We start from the raw sequence: 16,575 nt of genomic DNA, 5'->3' as shown, positions 1-16,575 counted from the left end.
GGTCAGATCACCCAGTTGCCGGCGTCGGCATCGTTCGGTTTCAGGTTCAGGTCGGGACGCACCGTCGGGCCAAGCGCGCGGATGCGGTCCTTGATATGGGCCGGGCGGACGCCTTCGTCGGTAACGGTCGCATCGATGACATAGGCGCCCACGACGCGCAGCGCGGCTTCCTCGGTACGGGCAAGATCGTCGCCATGGTCGCTGACATCGGCGCTGTCGCCGACCTGTCGCGACCAGCCGTCGCCCGCCCACCAGATGACGTCGCCGCTCACCAGGTCATTGCCCGTCAATATCTTCATTCTACCCTTGTCCCATCCGGTCCGTTCGTTGCCGGGCCTTCGATATTCAGTGCTGTGTTCCGATAGGCGATCAACGCATCCTGCGCCAGCGCATGGGCAGCGACTTCACCCACCACGATCAGCGCCGGGCTGACCACCTGTTCCCGCACCACCATGTCGCTCAGATCGGCGAGCAGGGTGCGCAGCGTCCGCATGTCCGCGCGCGTGCCATTTTCCAGTACCGCCACGGGCAGCGCTGGCGACACGCCGTCTGCGATCAGCTTGTCGGCGATATCGGCGGCGGTCGCGACGCCCATATAAATGACGAGCGTGCGCCCTTTTCCCGCAAGGCCCGCCCAGTCCTGATCGGTCAGTCCCTTGCACTGTCCCGCGACGAAGCTGATGGCGCTCGATGCCGCGCGATGGGTGAGGGGGAGTTGGGCCGCCGCTGCGCTGCCGATCGCGGCGCTGATGCCCGGCACGACTTCGACCAGCACGTCAGCGGCACGGCAGGCGTCGACTTCCTCGCCGCCCCGACCAAAGATAAAGGGATCGCCGCCTTTCAACCGCACGACACTTCGCCCTTCGCGAGCGAGGTCGACGAGAAGAGCGTTGATCGCCTCCTGCGGCATGGAGTGGCGGCTGCGCTGCTTGGCGACGGAGATCAACTCGGCATCGGACGATGCGAGCGCAAGAATGGCATCCGATACCAGCCCGTCATGCACGATCACATCTGCCGCGCCGATCAGGCGCGCGGCCTTGATCGTCAGCAAGTCCGGATCGCCGGGGCCTGCGCCAACCAGATAGACTGTCGAGGATGCTTTATCAGCCATGTTGGCCAGATGGCGAAAGCGCAGGCCAAGTTCAATTCAGAATGGGTATGCAGGGGGTTAGGAAAAGTTTTCCGCTCAATCGCCCATGAGGCTGACGTCGATATCCTTGAGGCCCACACCGATGGAGGCCCGCGGCGTTTCGATCTCCGCCGATACCACCGGATAGGCGCAATAGTCCGCAGCATAATAGGCGCTGGGGCGGTGATTGCCCGATATGCCGGTACCGCCGAACGGTGCGGAGGAGGAGGCGCCATTGGTCGGGCGGTTCCAGTTGATGAGGCCGGCGCGGATATTGGCCCAGAACTGGTTATATTGTTCGGGCGATCCGCCGATCAGCGAAGCGGACAGGCCATAGCTTGTATTGTTGGCCTCCGCGATGGCATCGCCAAAATCCGACACGCGGATCACTTGCAGCAACGGGCCGAACAACTCGACATCGGGCCGCTCCTTCATGGCGGTCACGTCGATGATGGCCGGTGACACGAACGGCAGGCCCTTGTGCGGCCGCACCATATGCTTGATCGGCCGACCGCCATTGCTCATCAGATAGAGGAAGCTTTCGGTCAGCCCGTCGGCGGCCTGATTGTCGATCACTGGTCCCATATAGGGGGCAGGGTCGGCATGGGGATGGTCGACGATCAGCCGGTCGGCCAGTTTCTTGACCTCGCTTACCAGCCGGTCGGCCAGGCTGTCGCGGACGATGAGGCGGCTGGCGGCAGTGCAACGCTGACCGCTGGTCATGAAGGCTGACTGGACCACCAAAGTCGCTGCCGCGCTGATTTCGGGTGTGTCCCAGACGATGACCGGATTGTTGCCGCCCATTTCGAGGGCAAGGATTTTCGAGGGTTGCGTCGCGAACTGGCGGTTGATCGCGATGCCGGTCTGCGCTGATCCGGTGAACAGGATGCCGCCCACATCGGGATGGGCGGCCAACGCCTTGCCCGCGTCCGCGCCTCCGATCAACAAGCGCATGGCGTCCACCGGTACGCCCGCTTCATGATAGAGTTTGACCAGATATTCGCCGACCGCCGGCGTCTTTTCCGATGGTTTGAAGACCACCGCATTGCCGGCCAGCAGGGCAGGAATGATATGGCCGTTGGGCAGGTGCGCGGGGAAATTATAGGGTCCGAGCACCGCCATCACACCATGGGGCTTGTGCCGGACCGACTGACGCGCGCCAAGCGCGGCTTCCAGCCGGCGTTGTCCGGTGCGCTCTGAATAGGCGGCGACGCTGACATCGACTTTGCCCATAACGGCGGCGACTTCGTTGCGGGCGTCCCATAGCGGCTTGCCAGTTTCGCGGGCAATCAGGTCGGCCAGCGCATCCTCATGCTTGCGCACGACATTGACGAAGCGACGCAGGGTTTCGATGCGATAGGCGATCGGCTGGGCCGCCCATCTGGGCCAAGCGGCGCGGGCGCGTGCCACCTCTGCATCGATGTCTCCTGGTTCACCCTGCCAGAGCAGGGTGCCGGTGGCAGGTTCATGGGATATAAGCGGCGCGACCATTTGGCGAGCGGTATGGCGGAAATTGGTTAAGGAAAGAAGAGAGGCGCGCGCTCAACTGGTCGCACTTGCTCCCAGCGCTTTACCCATTCGGCGGATGGCGGCGACCTTGGCGTGGAGCGGGGACCAGTCATCATCCTTGTCAATTGCGCTCCAAATCGCCTCGACCTCGTCGATGTGCATCGAGCAGGGGGCATCATCGGACCAGTAGGGATGGTCCCTGGCGCCCGACACGGACGAGAAAGGCGCGATTGCTTCGCGGAACGGCGCCCAGGCCGTATCGCCATAGATGGCGGAGTCACGGGGCTTGCCGCCGCGCCAGTCGTGAAAGAATCGGTCGATCAGGGTGCCGGTCGTCACCATGGCGCGGACGGCGGCTTCGATCATCGCACCGGGATCGGCGCCCGGTTCGACGCCCAGCCGCCAGCAAAATCGCCGTTGCATTGCCTCGGCATACAGCGTCGGGAATCGCTCCAACTCTGCGATCAGTGGCGGCGCTTGGGTCATCGGGCGCAAGGATATGGCCAGTTGAGCGACGTCCCAGTGGATCGCCTCCGCCTGCCGGCCGAAGGCGTAAAGACCCTGATGATCGAAATAGGCGGCGGTGAAACTGGCGTCCCACAGCCGGGTGAAGCGCCAGGGACCATAGTCGAAACTCTCGCCGGTAACGTTGATATTGTCGCTGTTGAGAACGCCGTGGACGAATCCCGCGACCATGTAGCTGGCGGCGAGGTCTGCAGTGCGCTCCACCACCCGGCCGAGCAGTTGCGCGGGCGGATTGTCGCCCGGCGTTTCTTCATAGAGGCGGGTGAGGGCATAGTCGGTCAGCCGTGCCAGCAAAGCCTGGTCGTCATGAAAAGCCGCGCGCTGGAAGCTGCCGATGCGGATATGCGAATGACTGAGTCGCACCATCACCGCGCCGCGCGTAGGGGATGGCTCGTCATTGCGGTCGAGCGCCTCGCCTGTCTCGATGATGGAGAAGGTCTTGGAGGTGTTGACGCCTAGTGCCTCCAGCATCTCGGTCGCCAATATCTCGCGCACGCCGCCCTTCAGTGTCAGCCGGCCGTCGCCGAAACGGCTATAGGGCGTCTGGCCCGATCCTTTGGTGCCGAGGTCCAGCAGGCGGTCTGCATCATCGTGCAACTGCGCGAACAGGAAACCGCGCCCGTCGCCTATGTCGGGGTTATAATGGCGAAACTGGTGGCCATGATAACGCAGCGCCAGCGGCCGCGACAGGCTGCCTTGCAGCGGGGTGAAGCGGCCGAAATGCGCGATCCACTCGTCGTCGCTCAGCCTCTCCAGCCCGACCGAGGCGGCGGCGCGGTCGTTGCGATAGCGCAGGATCGTCTGCGGGAAGTCCGCCGCTGCGACCGGATCGCCGAGCATCAGCGAGTCGATTTCGGTGGCGGGACGATATTTGGCGGCTTGCGGCGTTTCGATCATATGGTGATATGGGGGAAGGTCACCTGAAGGATCAAGCTTGAGCGGCTATAAGGACGGATATTGGTGGTCACCCGATGGGCTGCGGCTCCATTATCGGGACTATGAGGGCGGTGATGACGGTCGTCCGCCCCTGCTCTGCCTGCCGGGGTTGACCCGCAATGCGCGCGATTTCGAGCCGTTGGCCGGACGGCTGGCGGGGGAGTGGCGGCTGATCTGCCCGGACATGCGCGGTCGCGCCGAAAGCGCCTATGCCAAGGACGCGATGACCTATGTCCCGCTAACCTATTTGCAGGATATCAGCCGGTTGCTCGCCGATCTGGCTATCACCCGCTTCGTTGCGGTGGGAACGTCACTGGGCGGTATCATCACCATGTTGATCGCGGCTACGCACAGGGAATGGCTGGCAGGCGCGTTGCTGAACGATGTAGGCCCCGCGCTGGATGAAGGCGGGCTGAATCGCATCCGATCCTATGTCGGCGTCGGCCAGTCGCATCCGACATGGGTCCATGCCGCCCGCGCGCTGGCGGATGCCAATGGGGACGTCTTTCCGGATTATGACCTCGAACAATGGCTGGCCATGGCCAAGCGTCTTTATCGCCTGAACAGCGGCGGGCGCGTCGTGCTGGACTATGATATGAAGATTGCCGAACCGATCCGTGCCATGGGCAGCGAGACGGGCGTCGACATGTGGCCGGTGATGCAGGCATTCCAGGGCATTCCGACGCTGTTGCTGCGTGGCGAACGATCCGATTTGCTGTCGACCGCATCGGCGCAGCGCATGGTGGACGAGATCGGTGCAAGCGCTGAACTCGCTACCATATCGGGGGTGGGCCATGCCCCGGTGCTGGACGAGCCTGAAAGCGTGGCGGCGATTGATCGACTGCTGGCGCGGGTGCTGCATGGATAGGCCGCTGCATATATTGCATGTCCATGGCAGTTTCACCTTGGGCGGCAAGGAGGCGCGGGCGGTTCGCCTGATGAACCTGTGGGGTGACAGGGCGCGGCACAGCATCGCCAGCGCCGACCCGCAGGCCATGGGCGCGCGCGCGGCGATCGACCCGTCGATCAGGGTCGATTATCCCGATCGCCCATCCTTCGCGGGGACGCCGGGGCTGGCACGCTATCGGGTCATTACGGCCTTTCTCAAGCAGTTCGACCTGATCCTCACCTATAATTGGGGGGCGATGGATGCCGTCATGGCACACCGACTGGCCGGTACGTCGGCCGGTCTGCCGCCGCTGATCCATCATGAGGACGGGTTCAATGCGGATGAGACGAACGGATTGAAGATGAAGCGCAACTTGTTCCGGCGCATCGCTTTGCAGCGGGCCTATGGGATGGTTGTGCCATCGGTCCGGCTGGAGGGGATCGCCCGGTCGGTCTGGAAGCAGCCTGCCGAGCGCCTGCACCTGATCCGCAACGGCATCGACGTCGATCGCTATGCACAGCCGCCTGCGCCGGATGCGATCCCCGGCCTCGTCCGGTCGCCGGGCAAGCTGCTGGTCGGTACGCTGGCAGGGCTGCGGGCGGTGAAGAATATTCCGCGCCTCGTCCGGGCCGTTGCGACGCACCGGGATCGGCTGCAACTGGTGGTCGTGGGCGAGGGGCCGGAGCGCGACGCGATTCTGGCAGAAGCTTCCGCGCATGGGCTGTGCGATATCCATATGGCGGGTTTCATGGACCGGCCCTGGCGCTTTGTCGGCCTGTTCGACATCTTCGCCCTGTCGTCGGACAACGAGCAATTTCCCATCTCCCTGGTGGAGGCGATGGCGGCGGGACTGCCGGCAGCGTCCATGGATGTGGGGGATGTGGCCAATATGGTCGTGCCCGAAAATCGACCCTTCGTAGTGGGCGATGAAACAGGGCTGGCGGATGCGCTCGGCGCACTGGCAGATGATGCTGAACTGCGTGCCCGGCTTGGCGCTGCGAACCGCCAGCGCGCCGCCCGCGACTATGCCGAACGGGATATGGTAAATGCTTATGCGCGCCTCTATGGAGAGGCACTGGCCAGCCCCATGATTTTGCGCTAGGGCGCGCGAAATTCGTCATAGACAGCCAAAGCTGCTATAGGGTTGCTTTTTACCCGGTCGAAGCGGCCGGGTGCATGTGCAGGAGATGTCGTTGTTCAAGGGGTTGAAGCCTGTCGTCTATGGTGGCCGCGAAGTCTGGCCGATAGTCGAGGGTGGCAAGGGCGTTGCCGTATCCAACCACAGCAGCTCTGGCGCCTGGGCGGCCGCCGGTGGCATTGGCACCGTGTCGGCTGTGAACGCCGACAGCTATGACAGCTTCGGCAATGTCATCCCCCAAATCTATCATGGTCGCACCCGCCGTGACCGGCATGAGGAACTGATTGCTTATGCCATCGACGGCGCTGTCGAGCAGGTGAAGCGCGCGTTCGAGATTGCCGGCGGGAAGGGTGCGATCAACATCAATGTCCTGTGGGAAATGGGCGGTGCGCAGCGCGTGCTGCACGGCGTGCTGGAAAAGACGCGCGGCATGGTGGCCGGCGTGACTTGCGGCGCGGGCATGCCCTACAAGCTGAGCGAAATCGCCGCCTCCTATAATGTCAGCTATCTGCCGATCGTCTCGTCTGGCCGCGCTTTCCGCGCACTGTGGAAGCGCGCTTATTCCAAGGCTTCGGAATGGCTGGCGGCGGTGGTCTATGAAGATCCATGGCTGGCCGGCGGCCATAATGGCCTGTCCAATGCGGAAGATCCGCGCGCGCCGCAGGATCCCTATCCCCGCGTCCGTGACCTGCGCGCGACCATGCGCGAAGGCGGCATTTCGGACGAAGTGCCGATCGTGATGGCAGGCGGCGTCTGGGCGCTCAAGGACTGGAACGACTGGATCGACAATCCGGAACTCGGCTCGATCATGTTCCAGTTCGGCACCCGTCCGCTGCTGACGCAGGAAAGCCCGATCCCGCAGGATTGGAAGAACCGGCTGATGCAACTGGAACCGGGCGATGTGTTGTTGCACAAATTCTCCCCCACCGGTTTCTACAGCTCGGCGATCCGCAACCCGTTCCTGCGCTTGCTCGAAGCCCGGTCCGACCGGCAGATCCCTTTCAGCACCGAACAGGCGGGCGACCACACCCACCAACTGGACGTGGGCGTGAAGGGCAAGAATTTCTGGGTGACGCTTGGCGATCTGCAACGTGCGCGCGAGTGGTTCGGCGCGGGCTTCACCTCCGCGCTCAAGACGCCGGACAACACGCTCGTTTTCGTGACCGAGGAAGAGAAGGCGGAGATCCGCAAGGACCAGACCGATTGCATGGGTTGCCTGTCGCAGTGCAGCTTCTCTAGCTGGATGGACAGCGAAACCAACTCGACCGGTCGCTTGGCTGATCCGCGCAGCTTCTGCATTCAGAAGTCGCTCCAGGAATCAGTCCATGGCGGCGATCTGGACAAAAATCTGCTGTTCGCCGGTCATGCCGCCTATCGGTTCAAGCAGGATCCCTTCTATTCAAACGGGTTCGTGCCGACCGTGAAGCAACTGGTCGATCGCATCCTGACGGGCGACTGATGGCCACTGAGCTTCCAGGACTGGCGGTGCTGCATTATGGCGCTGCGGATTTCGATATCGTGCGGCCGGGGCATTTCGTGGTCTGCGCCGTTTCGGGCGCGCGAATCGATCTGCACGATCTCAAATATTGGAGTGCCGAATTTCAGGAGGCTTATCGCGGCCCACAGGAAGCGACTCGGTCCTTCCTCCAGCATCGCGGCCCCGATTTCCGATAAAATAACAGCCGTTATCATTTGCAATAAGCGGCGATTGAACGGGTAAGGGCATGGAATGATCGTTCAAGGGGCGGTGAATGTCGGTTCACCGCCCCTCTGGCGCATTTTGCCGTAACTTTGCTATTCCAGCACAGTAAAAACTGATGTAATCTTTTCTCAGAAGCGACGAAGATCGCTCCTTGTGGAAGGATGTGTGCTGATGTCTCGTATTGACGTCTTTGGTGATCGTATCTGCATCGTGTCGAGCCTGCTGATTGTGGGCTGGTTCCTCTACAGCACGATTTTCTGATCCTTCCTGCGGTTGGCGGCCGCTATGACGAGCTGCTGTCCCTATGATAGCTGGCCGCTTGTGGCTTTGCAGCAGCATGTTCGTGCGTGCGCACTATCTAAATAACAGGATCTGCTGATGTTCAGTCATGTCATGGTCGGCACCAACGACATGGAGGCCTCCAAGGCTTTCTATGACGCGATCTTCGGAACGCTGGGTGTCAAGCCGGGCTTCTATGATGACAAGGGGCGGGCCATCTATCTGCATGATGGTGCCATCTTCATGATCTCGACCCCGATTGACGGTGCGCCAGCCTGTCACGCCAATGGCGGTACGATCGGCTTTGCCATGGCGTCGACCGAGCAGGCGGATGCCTGGCATGCGGCGGGCGTGGAGTCGGGCGGCAGTGCCTGCGAGGATCCGCCTGGCGTGCGCCAAGGCGGCTTCGGGACGCTTTACCTCGCCTATCTGCGCGATCCTGCCGGCAACAAGCTATGCGGGCTGCACCGGATCGCCTGATCCGCGCCTGATCAAGCCGGGCTGGACCAAGCCGGGCTGGACAGGGCCCAAGCAAAGCTATGTCGACTGTCCCGACTGCGTGGATAGATATCATTGCGAGCATTTCGCTCCGCGGCTTTTGATGGATGTCAGCTTGCTCCGCGTCACCAACGGCTAAAGCGCACGGTGCCGAAGCGACCACGCCAGGTTTCGTGTTCCCTTATATGGAGAAGACGATGACCCGCACGACCCAAGATCGCCGCCGAGCAAGCGCGGCTTCCACGACCCAAACCATCTATCTGCCCCATAGCAGTTGGGCGCGCGTCGAACGCAATCCCGCTGCGAACCAGACGATCGCACCTGCCGACTTTTGGGCGAGGCTGGGGCTTTAGAGCATCGGGCGAACAAGTGGGAACCGCCTTTTCGCTTAAAACGATGCGAAAACAAAAAACTAGAGCGCGCGACGTGCGTCGGATTTAACGCAGCGCGCTCTAAACCCCCAGCCCGTTGACCGGGACGGCCACAACCCCTTCCGCTTCAAAGCTGGCGATGGGGTAGGCGCAATAGTCGGCGGCATAATAAGCGCTGGGGCGATGGTTGCCCGATGCGCCGAGGCCGCCGAACGGCATGTTGCCCGCGGCGCCGGTGGTTGGCCGGTTCCGGTTGACAACGCCGGCGCGGCTTTCCTCGACCACGCGCTGCCATAGCGCCGCATCCTGCGCGATCAGCCCGGCAGACAGGCCGAAACTGGTGGCGTTGGCGGCGGCGATGGCGGCGTCGAAGTGGGGTACCCGGATCACGGTCAGCACCGGGGCGAAAATCTCCGCGTCTGGCGCGGTCATATCGGTCATGTCGAGCAGGGCGGGGGTGACGAAGGCGGCGCTGCGGTCGGCGACGCCATCGAAGGGGTGAATGATCCGAGCGCCCCGCGCGATCAGGTCGCTGACGGCGCGATGGGCAGTGGCGGCAGCCTGGTCCGAAACAAGCGGTCCCATGAATGCCTCGCTGGCTTCATTCCAGGCGGCGATCGGCAAGCGGGCGGCGAGCGCGGCGGTGGCCTCCACGATGGCGTCGCCGGTCGCGCCTGCGGGCACGATCAGGCGGCGGGCGCAGGAACAGCGCTGGCCGGTGGTGATGAAGGCCGAATTGACGATGATCGATGCGGCCTCTTCCGGGCTGTCCCAGGCGATCAGCGGATTGTTGCCGCCCAGTTCCAGCGCCATGATGACATGGGGCCGATCGACCAGCGCGCGGCGCAGAGCCGCCCCGGCCTGCGCCGATCCGGTGAAGAGCAAACCGTCAATGTCACCGGCGACCAGCGCCTCGCCGGTCGAGCGGCCGCCCTGCACCACGGTCAGCAATCCATCCGGCAGGCCCGCCGCATTCCAGGCGTCCGCCATGGCTGCGCCGGTGGCCGGGGTGATTTCGGACGGCTTGAAGACGATGGCGTTGCCGGCGATCAGGGCCGGCACGATATGGCCATTGGGCAGGTGGCCGGGGAAATTATAGGGCCCTAGCACCGCCATCACGCCATGGCCGCGATGGCGCAGCACCGCGCGGCCGAAGGGCATGTCGGCGGATCGTTCACCGGTGCGTTCGGCATGGGCCTTGATCGACACATCGACCTTGGCGATCATCGACCCGATCTCGGCATCGCTTTCCCAGAGCAGCTTGCCCGTCTCGCGCGAGATGAGTTCGGCCAGCGCGGCGCGGCGTTCACCCAGCACGGCGGCGTAGCGGCGGGCGATGGCGATGCGGTCGTCCACGGGAAGCGCGCGCCAGCCGGGCAGGGCGTTGCGGGCGGTGGCGATGGCGCGGTGGCAATCATCCGCGCTCGATACCGGGCCTTCCCAGACCAGTTCACGCGAGGCGGGATCGAAGGACTGCAGCATGGCGCTCACCGATTCGCTCCCATCTGGGCACTGGTCATGGCGAAGATGCCGGTAGCATTGCCGGTATCGAAGGCGAGGTCGAGGCGGCCCGTTTCCGGGTCGATATCGCGGCTGATGAATTCGTAGAAGGAGCCGGGGACGGAGCGCAATTCGCCATCGGCGAAGGGGCGTTCCACGCTGTCGGCGCGGAAGGCGGTCTGGCGCACGCGGCCGGTGGCGGAGACTTCCAGCTTGGCCTTCATCGGCCTGTCTTCCGCCTTCAGCCGTTCTGCGAGCGCGGCGACGTCCGCCACACGATCAGTCGCATGGTTGAAGCCATTGCCTTCGGTCGCGATCCAGGCGGCTTCGTTGGAGCGGGAGAGGAGCGTTTGATAATCCTCGAAACCGGGCGGCTCATGCTGCCGATCGAAGGCGGAAAGGATCACCGGCAGGGCAGCGATTGCGACAGCGAGTTGGACAGGTAAATCGCGTTCGAAATGCGTGAGCATGGCTTTGGTCGCTTCGTCCAGCGGGTCGCGGCTGGTGCCGAAGATGCGGGCGGCGGCGTCGGCAAATTCGTCGTCGAACCGGTCGACATGGAGTTCGGACAGGAAGAATTGGGGGATCGCTTCGGGGAAGTCCCGGTGACGATAGGCGCGGCCGGTCATGCACAGGCGTTCGAGCGGATAGAGCGCCGCCATCTCATAGCCCAAGGGCAGGAAGATGCGGGTGAAGGCATCCTCGCCGCCCGGAAGTGCGCCGGTCGGGCCTGCGGGGAAGCGGATCGAGCGGAGCGCGCCATGATCGAACACCACCTTGCCGCCGCGCGCCAGCGTGTCGGCGACATAGGCGCTGCCGCTGGGGACGCGGCGCAGCAGATCGTCGAACAGGGCGACGTTCATGGCCATGGCGAAGGCAGCGCGGGAGACGGTGTCGCCGCGCTCCGCCAGCAGGGCAGGGTCGATCGCCAGCATGTCCAGCGTTTGCCGGCCGATCTCTTTGCCCAATATGGCCGTAACCAGTGTCTCTATCGTACCCATATTCTCATTCGACATGATATGCTCCGGATGACAGCGCCCTTATCGCAGGATAAACCTGATTTTCAAAATGGCGACCTGTCATCTGTTGATGCGAGTTTGGAATGAGTGTTTCACGAAAATATCTGCCGCCGATGCAGGCGCTGATCGCGTTCGAGGCGGCGGTGCGGCATGGCGGCTTCTCTCATGCAGGCGAGGAGATCGGCCTCACCCAGAGCGCCGTCAGCCGACAGATCGCGCAACTGGAGGACTGGTTGCAGACGCCCCTGTTCGACCGGATCGGGCGACGGGTGAGGCTGAACGAGGCAGGGCGGGCCTATGCCGATGACCTGTTGCCGGCATTGAACAGCATCCGACGGGCGACGGCACGGGCGTCGGCGCGACCATCGCAGACCGCGCTGCGCGTCGCGACCCTGCCGAGTTTCGGCATGCGCTGGCTGGCGCCGCGTTTGCCGCAATTGACGGCACGCCATCCCGATCTGGTGATCGACTTCGCCGCCCGGTCGCAGCCCTTCGATTTCGGGCATGAGGATTTCGACGCGGCTGTCCATTTCGGTGTCGCAGCCGATTGGCCCGGCGTGACAATGGACTTCCTGTTTCGCGAGGAAGCCGTGCCGGTCTGTGCGCCGGCCTGGCTGGCGGCGCATCCGCTGCGCGAACCGGCCGATCTGCTGCATGCGCCATTGCTCAGCCAGATATCGCGACGGGATGCCTGGGGGCGATGGTTGACGATGGCGGGGGTGGAGGCGAGCGCGCTGGCGCAAGGGCCGGCCTATGAGCATTTCCTGATGCTGGCGCAGGCCTGTGCCGCTGGCGCGGGCGTGGCGCTGATCCCCAGTTTCCTGATCCAGCCGGAACTGGAGGCGGGGACGCTTGTCATTCCCTTCGCCCGGCCGCTATCGACCGAACAGGCCTATTATCTGGTCTATCCGATCGGTGCGCTGGATGCGGGGCCGCTGGCGCAGTTTCGCGACTGGATGGTGGAGCAGGCGCTGAGTTAAGGGAATATACAGAGCCTGTTCGCCCTGAGTAGCCGCTGAGCGAAGTCGAAGCGGCGTATCGAAGGGCAGATGTTGCGCCACATCCTTCGATACGGGCCTTCGACTTCGCTCAGTCCCTACTCAGGACGAACGGGTTTGTTGTGAACAATGACGAACTGAAAGAGGGTCACATCTTCTTGGGCATGCAGTCGCCACCGGCGGCCTTGATCGCGCCGCAAAGGCGGGCGGCGTCGCTGCTGCTGGCGATGGGCCCAGCCTGAAGCCGGGTCACGGCGCCGGCCTTGACCAGATAGGGCTGATAGGCGGAGAGGCCGCCGACCTTGCGGCTGAGTTGAGTCCACAGGGCGCGGGCGCGGCTATCTTCGCTGAAGGCGCCAAGCTGGACGCGCCATCCGCCCGAAGCGGCCGGGGCGGGCGCGGACGCAGCAGGGCGGGCGGGTGCCGGCGTCGGGATGGGGGCAGGCTTCGGCCTGGCGGCGGCCATCTGGACTGGCGGTTTGGCTGGAGCGGGGGCAGGTGTTGGACGGGGTGCCGGCGTGCTGACGGTGGAGGGGGGCAATTGCGTGGTACGCACCGCCGATCCGCTGCGCGCGGGCGGATTTGCGGATATTGGGGCGGGTGTCGCGGCGGCGAGCGCGGCGTTCGTATCGCCCCTTTCCATGCCGGCGGCCATGGCGAGGCCCTGTTTGCGTTGATCCTCCGGGATATATTTGTCCATCTGTTCAAGGCTGGTCGCGGCCTGCGGCAGGCCGGATGCCGATGCGCGGGTCATCAGCGCATAGGCGCGGACCCAATCCTTGCCGATGGTGTCGCCGTTGAACAGGGTGGTGCCGACAATATATTGCGCCCGCGCCTCGCCCCGCATGGAGGCGCGTTGCAGATAGGGCATCGCGCCGGCCCGGTCGCCCTGCTGGAACATCAGCAGGCCCAGATTGTCCTCGGCCCGCATATGCCCTTGTGTCGCTGCCTTGCGATACCAGTCGATGGCGGTGTTGACATCGGGCTGTACGCCGCGACCCAGCTTATAGGCCTGACCCAGGTTGAATTGCGCATCGGGATCGCCGGACTGGGCAAGAGGGCGCCATTCGGCGATAGCCTTGGCATAGTCGCCCTGCTGCCACGCATCGACGCCGGCCTTTACATCTGCCTGTGCTGGCGAGGTCATAACCAGCATAGCGACCAGCGCCGCTGTTCCCAAAACATGCTTCATATGCACAGGCTCCAGTGCGTAAAAATAATCAACGACCGCAATGGCGAAATAAGGTTAAGCCGATATTAGCGTAATGGCAAAAGGCTGGATAGCAGCTTAACTATGGCGGATCGCGCCCGTCATGAAGTTTCGCGTGCGATTAACCAATTTTTAGCGGCAGTCGTGGCAACCCGTCCCGGAACTGGATTTTCCTGGGGGGAAACACGTGCGGATTTTGGCCATGGCATCGCAAAAAGGCGGATCCGGCAAGACGACCTTGTCGGGCCATCTGGCCGTGCAGGCGCAGCGTGCCGGGGCCGGCCCGGTCGTGCTGATCGACATCGATCCGCAGGGATCGTTAGCCGACTGGTGGAACGAGCGCGAGGCCGAGTTCCCCGCTTTCGCCCAGACCACGGTCGCGCGTCTGGCCGCCGACCTCGAAATCCTGCGCCAACAGGGGTTCAAGCTGGCCGTGATCGACACGCCGCCGGCCATCACCATGGCGATCCAGAGCGTCATTTCCGTCGCCGAACTGATCGTCGTGCCGACCCGTCCCAGCCCGCATGACCTGCGCGCCGTGGGGGCCACGGTCGACCTGTGCGAACGGGCGGGCAAGCCGCTGATCTTCGTCGTCAACGCGGCCACGCCCAAGGCGCGCATCACCTCCGAAGCCGCCGTCGCGCTGTCGCAGCATGGCACGGTCGCGCCGGTGACGCTGCATCACCGCACCGATTTTGCCGCGTCGATGATCGACGGACGGACCGTGATGGAGGTCGATCCCAAGGGCCGTTCCGCCGCCGAGGTGGAGGCGCTCTGGTCCTATGTGTCGGATCGGCTGGAGAAGAATTTTCGCCGCACGGTCTTTTCCGTGCCCCAGGGCAGCGTCGGCACCATGGGTGCCGCCCGTCCCGCCGGTGGTGGCTTTGGCCGCCGCGTGAACCAGTAAGGGAGCAGGGCAGATGGCCGAACCCAAACCGCTCGCGTCGCTGACCTCCGGCCTGCTGGCCCGCAAGGGCGCGGCCCAGCCGGCGATGCGCCGTCCGATGCTCGGCTTTGGCCGGACCCCGATGTCGGCCATGCAGCAGGATGACCTGGGCTGGAACGACATGGGCTTCGACGTGGAGCCGGTGCATGAGCCGGTCGAGGAACCGGTTGCGCCGATCGGCCTGACGCCGATGGCGCCGGTGGTTCCGGTGCCGCCAGTGGTGGAAGAGCGCAAGGTGCTGGCCAAGCGGCTGGCGGCCAGGCCGGCGAAAGCGAAGGCCGAGACGGTCCCGGTCGAAAAGGCTGAACTGGTTGGACGTGGTCGCAAGGCGGCCTTCACATTGCGTCTGGATGCGCAGCGGCATCTGAAACTGCGCCTGGCCTGCGCGATCACGGGCCGTTCGGCCCAGCAGATCGTGACGAAGGCGCTGGACGATTTTCTCAATGACCTGCCGGAGATCGACCGGCTGACTCAGCAGCTGCCGCACATGCGCGACGGCCAGTGAATGAAGGGTGGGTAAGCTCATGAAACGCAAGACATTCGCGAAGGCGGCACTATCATCCCTGCTGGTCGCCACGACTATGGTTGGTTGTACCGGCGCAGCATTCCGTCCGTCTGCATCGGCCGTGCAGCCAAAGGGCGACGCAGGCAAGCTGGCCGCCGCCGCCGAAAAGGCGCTGGCCGATCGCAACGGTGTGAAGGCCGTGCAGGCTGCCGAGGCGGCGGTGCAATTGGCCCCGCAAAATGCCGCCTATCGCCAGATATTGGGCCGTGCCTATGTGCTGGCCGGTCGGTTCGCGTCGGCGCAGACGGCGCTGGGCGATGCGATGACGCTGGGCAATATGGACGCCAGCACCATCGTCAGCCTGGCGCTGGTGCAGGTGGCGCAGGGGCGTGCCGACGATGCGCGCAACCTGCTGGTCGCTCATGCCGGTACCGTGCCGGCCAGCGACTATGGTCTGGCGATGGCGATGGCAGGCGACCCGGCCGAGGGTGTGCGGATCCTGTCCGAAGCGATCCATGATCCGTCCGCGACGGTGCGCACGCGCCAGAATCTGGGCTATGCCTATGCGCTGGCGGGCCGCTGGAAGGATGCCCGCATGATCGTGGGCATGGACATGCAGCCGCTCGATGCGAACAAGCGTATTTCCGACTGGGCGCAGATGGCCGAGCCGTCGCTGGCACCGATGCGGGTCGCCGCGCTGATGGGTGTGACGATCAACGAAGGGGATGCCGGTCAGCCGGTCGCTCTGGCGCTGGCGCCTGCTGCCGTCGATGCGCCGGTGCAGATGGCGGAAGCCGCGCCCGAAACCGCGCCGTTGCCGGCCGCAGAGCCTGCGGCGCCGGTCGAGATGGCGCAGGCTGTGCCTGCGCTGCAGCCGGTGGTCGAGGCTGCCCCAGTCATCAAGGCGTCGCCGGCGCCGGTGCGGGTCGCTGCGCGCGATTTCATCGTTGAAGATCGCAACGGCAAGCAAATCGCCACTGCCAGAGGCCGCGCCAAGGCACAGCCGGTGCCCGCCGCCGCTGCGCCCGTCGCCCGGATGCAGCAGGCCGCTTTCATCAAGCCGGTCGCCAACGGCGCCAGCAACTGGGTGGTGCAGTTGGGCGCCTATGACAATGCGGCGATTGCCAAGGAGAAATGGCAGGGCATGGCGGGGCGCAACAGCACGCTTGCGGCCTTCCCGGTGCTGACCAGCCAGGCGACGGTCAATGGCAAGACTTTTCACCGCCTCGCGATCAGCGGCTTTGGTAGCCGGGCGGATGCGATGGTGGCGTGCCGGACGATCCGTGCGCAGCGCGGCCAGTGCTTCGTGCGGGAAGGCGCTGCCGGCGCGACGCCGCAGCGCTGGGCCGTGGCCAGCCGGGGACGCCAGTTCGCATCGCGATGAATGTCATCTCCCAAGCGTGACCTATGACGCGCGAGGC

The 16,575-nt window shown here is 64.3% G+C and carries 17 protein-coding genes; 10 read left to right on the top strand and 7 right to left on the bottom strand.

Translation table 11 applies throughout. The features are described from left to right. Window positions 1-2 precede the first annotated feature (2 nt). The 4 genes from ASE85_RS01255 to ASE85_RS01240 all read right to left on the bottom strand — a co-directional run bounded on the left by ASE85_RS01255 (window position 3) and on the right by ASE85_RS01240 (window position 4,060). The gene (locus tag ASE85_RS01255; RefSeq protein WP_056682239.1) at window positions 3-299 is read right to left on the bottom strand and encodes a DUF2849 domain-containing protein; all 297 of its coding nucleotides are present in this window, start codon (window positions 297-299) and stop codon (window positions 3-5) included. After that, window positions 296-1,111: a uroporphyrinogen-III C-methyltransferase gene (cobA, locus tag ASE85_RS01250; RefSeq protein WP_056682236.1), complete on the bottom strand. Its 816-nt coding sequence runs from the start codon at window positions 1,109-1,111 to the stop codon at window positions 296-298. Before cobA ends, ASE85_RS01255 begins: the two co-directional genes overlap by 4 nt. 75 nt (window positions 1,112-1,186) lie before the next feature. Continuing rightward, window positions 1,187-2,620 (bottom strand): succinylglutamate-semialdehyde dehydrogenase, encoded by a 1,434-nt coding sequence (gene astD / locus ASE85_RS01245; RefSeq protein ID WP_056682234.1) that lies wholly within the window; start codon window positions 2,618-2,620, stop codon window positions 1,187-1,189. Window positions 2,621-2,671: 51 nt separating this feature from the next. After that, complete coding sequence (locus ASE85_RS01240) at window positions 2,672-4,060, bottom strand: protein adenylyltransferase SelO family protein (RefSeq protein ID WP_056682230.1); 1,389 nt, start codon at window positions 4,058-4,060, stop codon at window positions 2,672-2,674. Window positions 4,061-4,097: 37 nt separating this feature from the next. On the opposite strand from ASE85_RS01240, the gene ASE85_RS01235 reads away from it, so the two are divergent. The 6 genes from ASE85_RS01235 to ASE85_RS23445 all read left to right on the top strand — a co-directional run bounded on the left by ASE85_RS01235 (window position 4,098) and on the right by ASE85_RS23445 (window position 8,958). Next, the gene (locus ASE85_RS01235) at window positions 4,098-4,967 is read left to right on the top strand and encodes an alpha/beta fold hydrolase (protein ID WP_056682228.1); all 870 of its coding nucleotides are present in this window, start codon (window positions 4,098-4,100) and stop codon (window positions 4,965-4,967) included. Further along, window positions 4,960-6,090 (top strand): glycosyltransferase, encoded by a 1,131-nt coding sequence (locus ASE85_RS01230; RefSeq protein ID WP_056682226.1) that lies wholly within the window; start codon window positions 4,960-4,962, stop codon window positions 6,088-6,090. Before ASE85_RS01235 ends, ASE85_RS01230 begins: the two co-directional genes overlap by 8 nt. A gap of 91 nt (window positions 6,091-6,181) precedes the next feature. Next, window positions 6,182-7,585 carry an NAD(P)H-dependent flavin oxidoreductase gene (locus ASE85_RS01225; protein ID WP_056684185.1) on the top strand — a complete coding sequence of 468 codons (1,404 nt, stop codon included), beginning with the start codon at window positions 6,182-6,184 and terminating at the stop codon, window positions 7,583-7,585. After that, window positions 7,585-7,800, top strand: a complete 216-nt coding sequence (locus ASE85_RS01220) for a DUF2093 domain-containing protein (protein ID WP_056682223.1) — start codon at window positions 7,585-7,587, stop codon at window positions 7,798-7,800. The genes ASE85_RS01225 and ASE85_RS01220 overlap by 1 nt, the downstream gene beginning before the upstream one ends. Window positions 7,801-8,206: 406 nt before the next feature. Further along, window positions 8,207-8,587 (top strand): VOC family protein, encoded by a 381-nt coding sequence (locus ASE85_RS01215; protein ID WP_056682220.1) that lies wholly within the window; start codon window positions 8,207-8,209, stop codon window positions 8,585-8,587. Between the two features lie 215 nt (window positions 8,588-8,802). Then, the gene (locus ASE85_RS23445) at window positions 8,803-8,958 is read left to right on the top strand and encodes a hypothetical protein (RefSeq protein ID WP_200928274.1); all 156 of its coding nucleotides are present in this window, start codon (window positions 8,803-8,805) and stop codon (window positions 8,956-8,958) included. Window positions 8,959-9,057: 99 nt separating this feature from the next. Here ASE85_RS23445 and astD (ASE85_RS01210) read toward each other — a convergent pair whose 3' ends face one another. Beyond that, window positions 9,058-10,458 (bottom strand): succinylglutamate-semialdehyde dehydrogenase, encoded by a 1,401-nt coding sequence (gene astD, locus ASE85_RS01210; RefSeq protein ID WP_056684182.1) that lies wholly within the window; start codon window positions 10,456-10,458, stop codon window positions 9,058-9,060. A 5-nt stretch (window positions 10,459-10,463) separates the two neighbouring features. Beyond that, entirely contained in the window at window positions 10,464-11,492 is a 1,029-nt protein-coding gene (locus ASE85_RS01205) for a DUF1338 domain-containing protein (RefSeq protein WP_056682217.1), read from the bottom strand. An 86-nt stretch (window positions 11,493-11,578) separates the two neighbouring features. Between ASE85_RS01205 and gcvA the strand changes: the two genes are divergently transcribed. Then, the gene (gcvA, locus tag ASE85_RS01200) at window positions 11,579-12,475 is read left to right on the top strand and encodes a transcriptional regulator GcvA (protein WP_056682216.1); all 897 of its coding nucleotides are present in this window, start codon (window positions 11,579-11,581) and stop codon (window positions 12,473-12,475) included. A gap of 166 nt (window positions 12,476-12,641) precedes the next feature. Here the strand turns inward: gcvA and ASE85_RS01195 are convergent, their stop codons facing one another. Beyond that, entirely contained in the window at window positions 12,642-13,685 is a 1,044-nt protein-coding gene (locus ASE85_RS01195) for an SPOR domain-containing protein (RefSeq protein WP_156358148.1), read from the bottom strand. Between the two features lie 205 nt (window positions 13,686-13,890). Between ASE85_RS01195 and ASE85_RS01190 the strand changes: the two genes are divergently transcribed. The 3 genes from ASE85_RS01190 to ASE85_RS01180 are packed head-to-tail and all read left to right on the top strand — an operon-like array spanning window position 13,891 to window position 16,538. Beyond that, a complete protein-coding gene (locus ASE85_RS01190; protein WP_056682210.1) occupies window positions 13,891-14,610 on the top strand; it encodes a ParA family protein in 720 nt (239 codons plus the stop codon). Between the two features lie 13 nt (window positions 14,611-14,623). Beyond that, the gene (locus ASE85_RS01185) at window positions 14,624-15,154 is read left to right on the top strand and encodes a hypothetical protein (RefSeq protein ID WP_056682207.1); all 531 of its coding nucleotides are present in this window, start codon (window positions 14,624-14,626) and stop codon (window positions 15,152-15,154) included. 19 nt (window positions 15,155-15,173) lie between these two features. Further along, the gene (locus ASE85_RS01180) at window positions 15,174-16,538 is read left to right on the top strand and encodes an SPOR domain-containing protein (RefSeq protein WP_056682204.1); all 1,365 of its coding nucleotides are present in this window, start codon (window positions 15,174-15,176) and stop codon (window positions 16,536-16,538) included. The last annotated feature ends 37 nt before the right edge of the window (window positions 16,539-16,575 follow it).

It is taken from the genome of Sphingobium sp. Leaf26 (genome assembly GCF_001421665.1).
GTDB lineage: Bacteria > Pseudomonadota > Alphaproteobacteria > Sphingomonadales > Sphingomonadaceae > Sphingobium.
This window is presented reverse-complemented; position numbering and strand designations above follow the sequence as displayed.

Excerpts from the sequence above, each read along its gene's own strand:
- astD (WP_056684182.1), bottom strand. The coding sequence starts at position 10,458 with ATGCTGCAGTCCTTCGATCCCGCCTCGCGTGAACTGGTCTGGGAAGGC.
- ASE85_RS01205 (WP_056682217.1), bottom strand. The coding sequence starts at position 11,492 with ATGTCGAATGAGAATATGGGTACGATAGAGACACTGGTTACGGCCATA.
- astD (WP_056682234.1), bottom strand. The coding sequence starts at position 2,620 with ATGGTCGCGCCGCTTATATCCCATGAACCTGCCACCGGCACCCTGCTC.
- ASE85_RS01185 (WP_056682207.1), top strand. The coding sequence starts at position 14,624 with ATGGCCGAACCCAAACCGCTCGCGTCGCTGACCTCCGGCCTGCTGGCC.
- ASE85_RS01195 (WP_156358148.1), bottom strand. The coding sequence starts at position 13,685 with ATGAAGCATGTTTTGGGAACAGCGGCGCTGGTCGCTATGCTGGTTATG.
- ASE85_RS01220 (WP_056682223.1), top strand. The coding sequence starts at position 7,585 with ATGGCCACTGAGCTTCCAGGACTGGCGGTGCTGCATTATGGCGCTGCG.
- ASE85_RS01240 (WP_056682230.1), bottom strand. The coding sequence starts at position 4,060 with ATGATCGAAACGCCGCAAGCCGCCAAATATCGTCCCGCCACCGAAATC.
- cobA (WP_056682236.1), bottom strand. The coding sequence starts at position 1,111 with ATGGCTGATAAAGCATCCTCGACAGTCTATCTGGTTGGCGCAGGCCCC.
- ASE85_RS01255 (WP_056682239.1), bottom strand. The coding sequence starts at position 299 with ATGAAGATATTGACGGGCAATGACCTGGTGAGCGGCGACGTCATCTGG.
- ASE85_RS01215 (WP_056682220.1), top strand. The coding sequence starts at position 8,207 with ATGTTCAGTCATGTCATGGTCGGCACCAACGACATGGAGGCCTCCAAG.
- gcvA (WP_056682216.1), top strand. The coding sequence starts at position 11,579 with ATGAGTGTTTCACGAAAATATCTGCCGCCGATGCAGGCGCTGATCGCG.
- ASE85_RS01180 (WP_056682204.1), top strand. The coding sequence starts at position 15,174 with ATGAAACGCAAGACATTCGCGAAGGCGGCACTATCATCCCTGCTGGTC.
- ASE85_RS01230 (WP_056682226.1), top strand. The coding sequence starts at position 4,960 with ATGGATAGGCCGCTGCATATATTGCATGTCCATGGCAGTTTCACCTTG.
- ASE85_RS23445 (WP_200928274.1), top strand. The coding sequence starts at position 8,803 with ATGACCCGCACGACCCAAGATCGCCGCCGAGCAAGCGCGGCTTCCACG.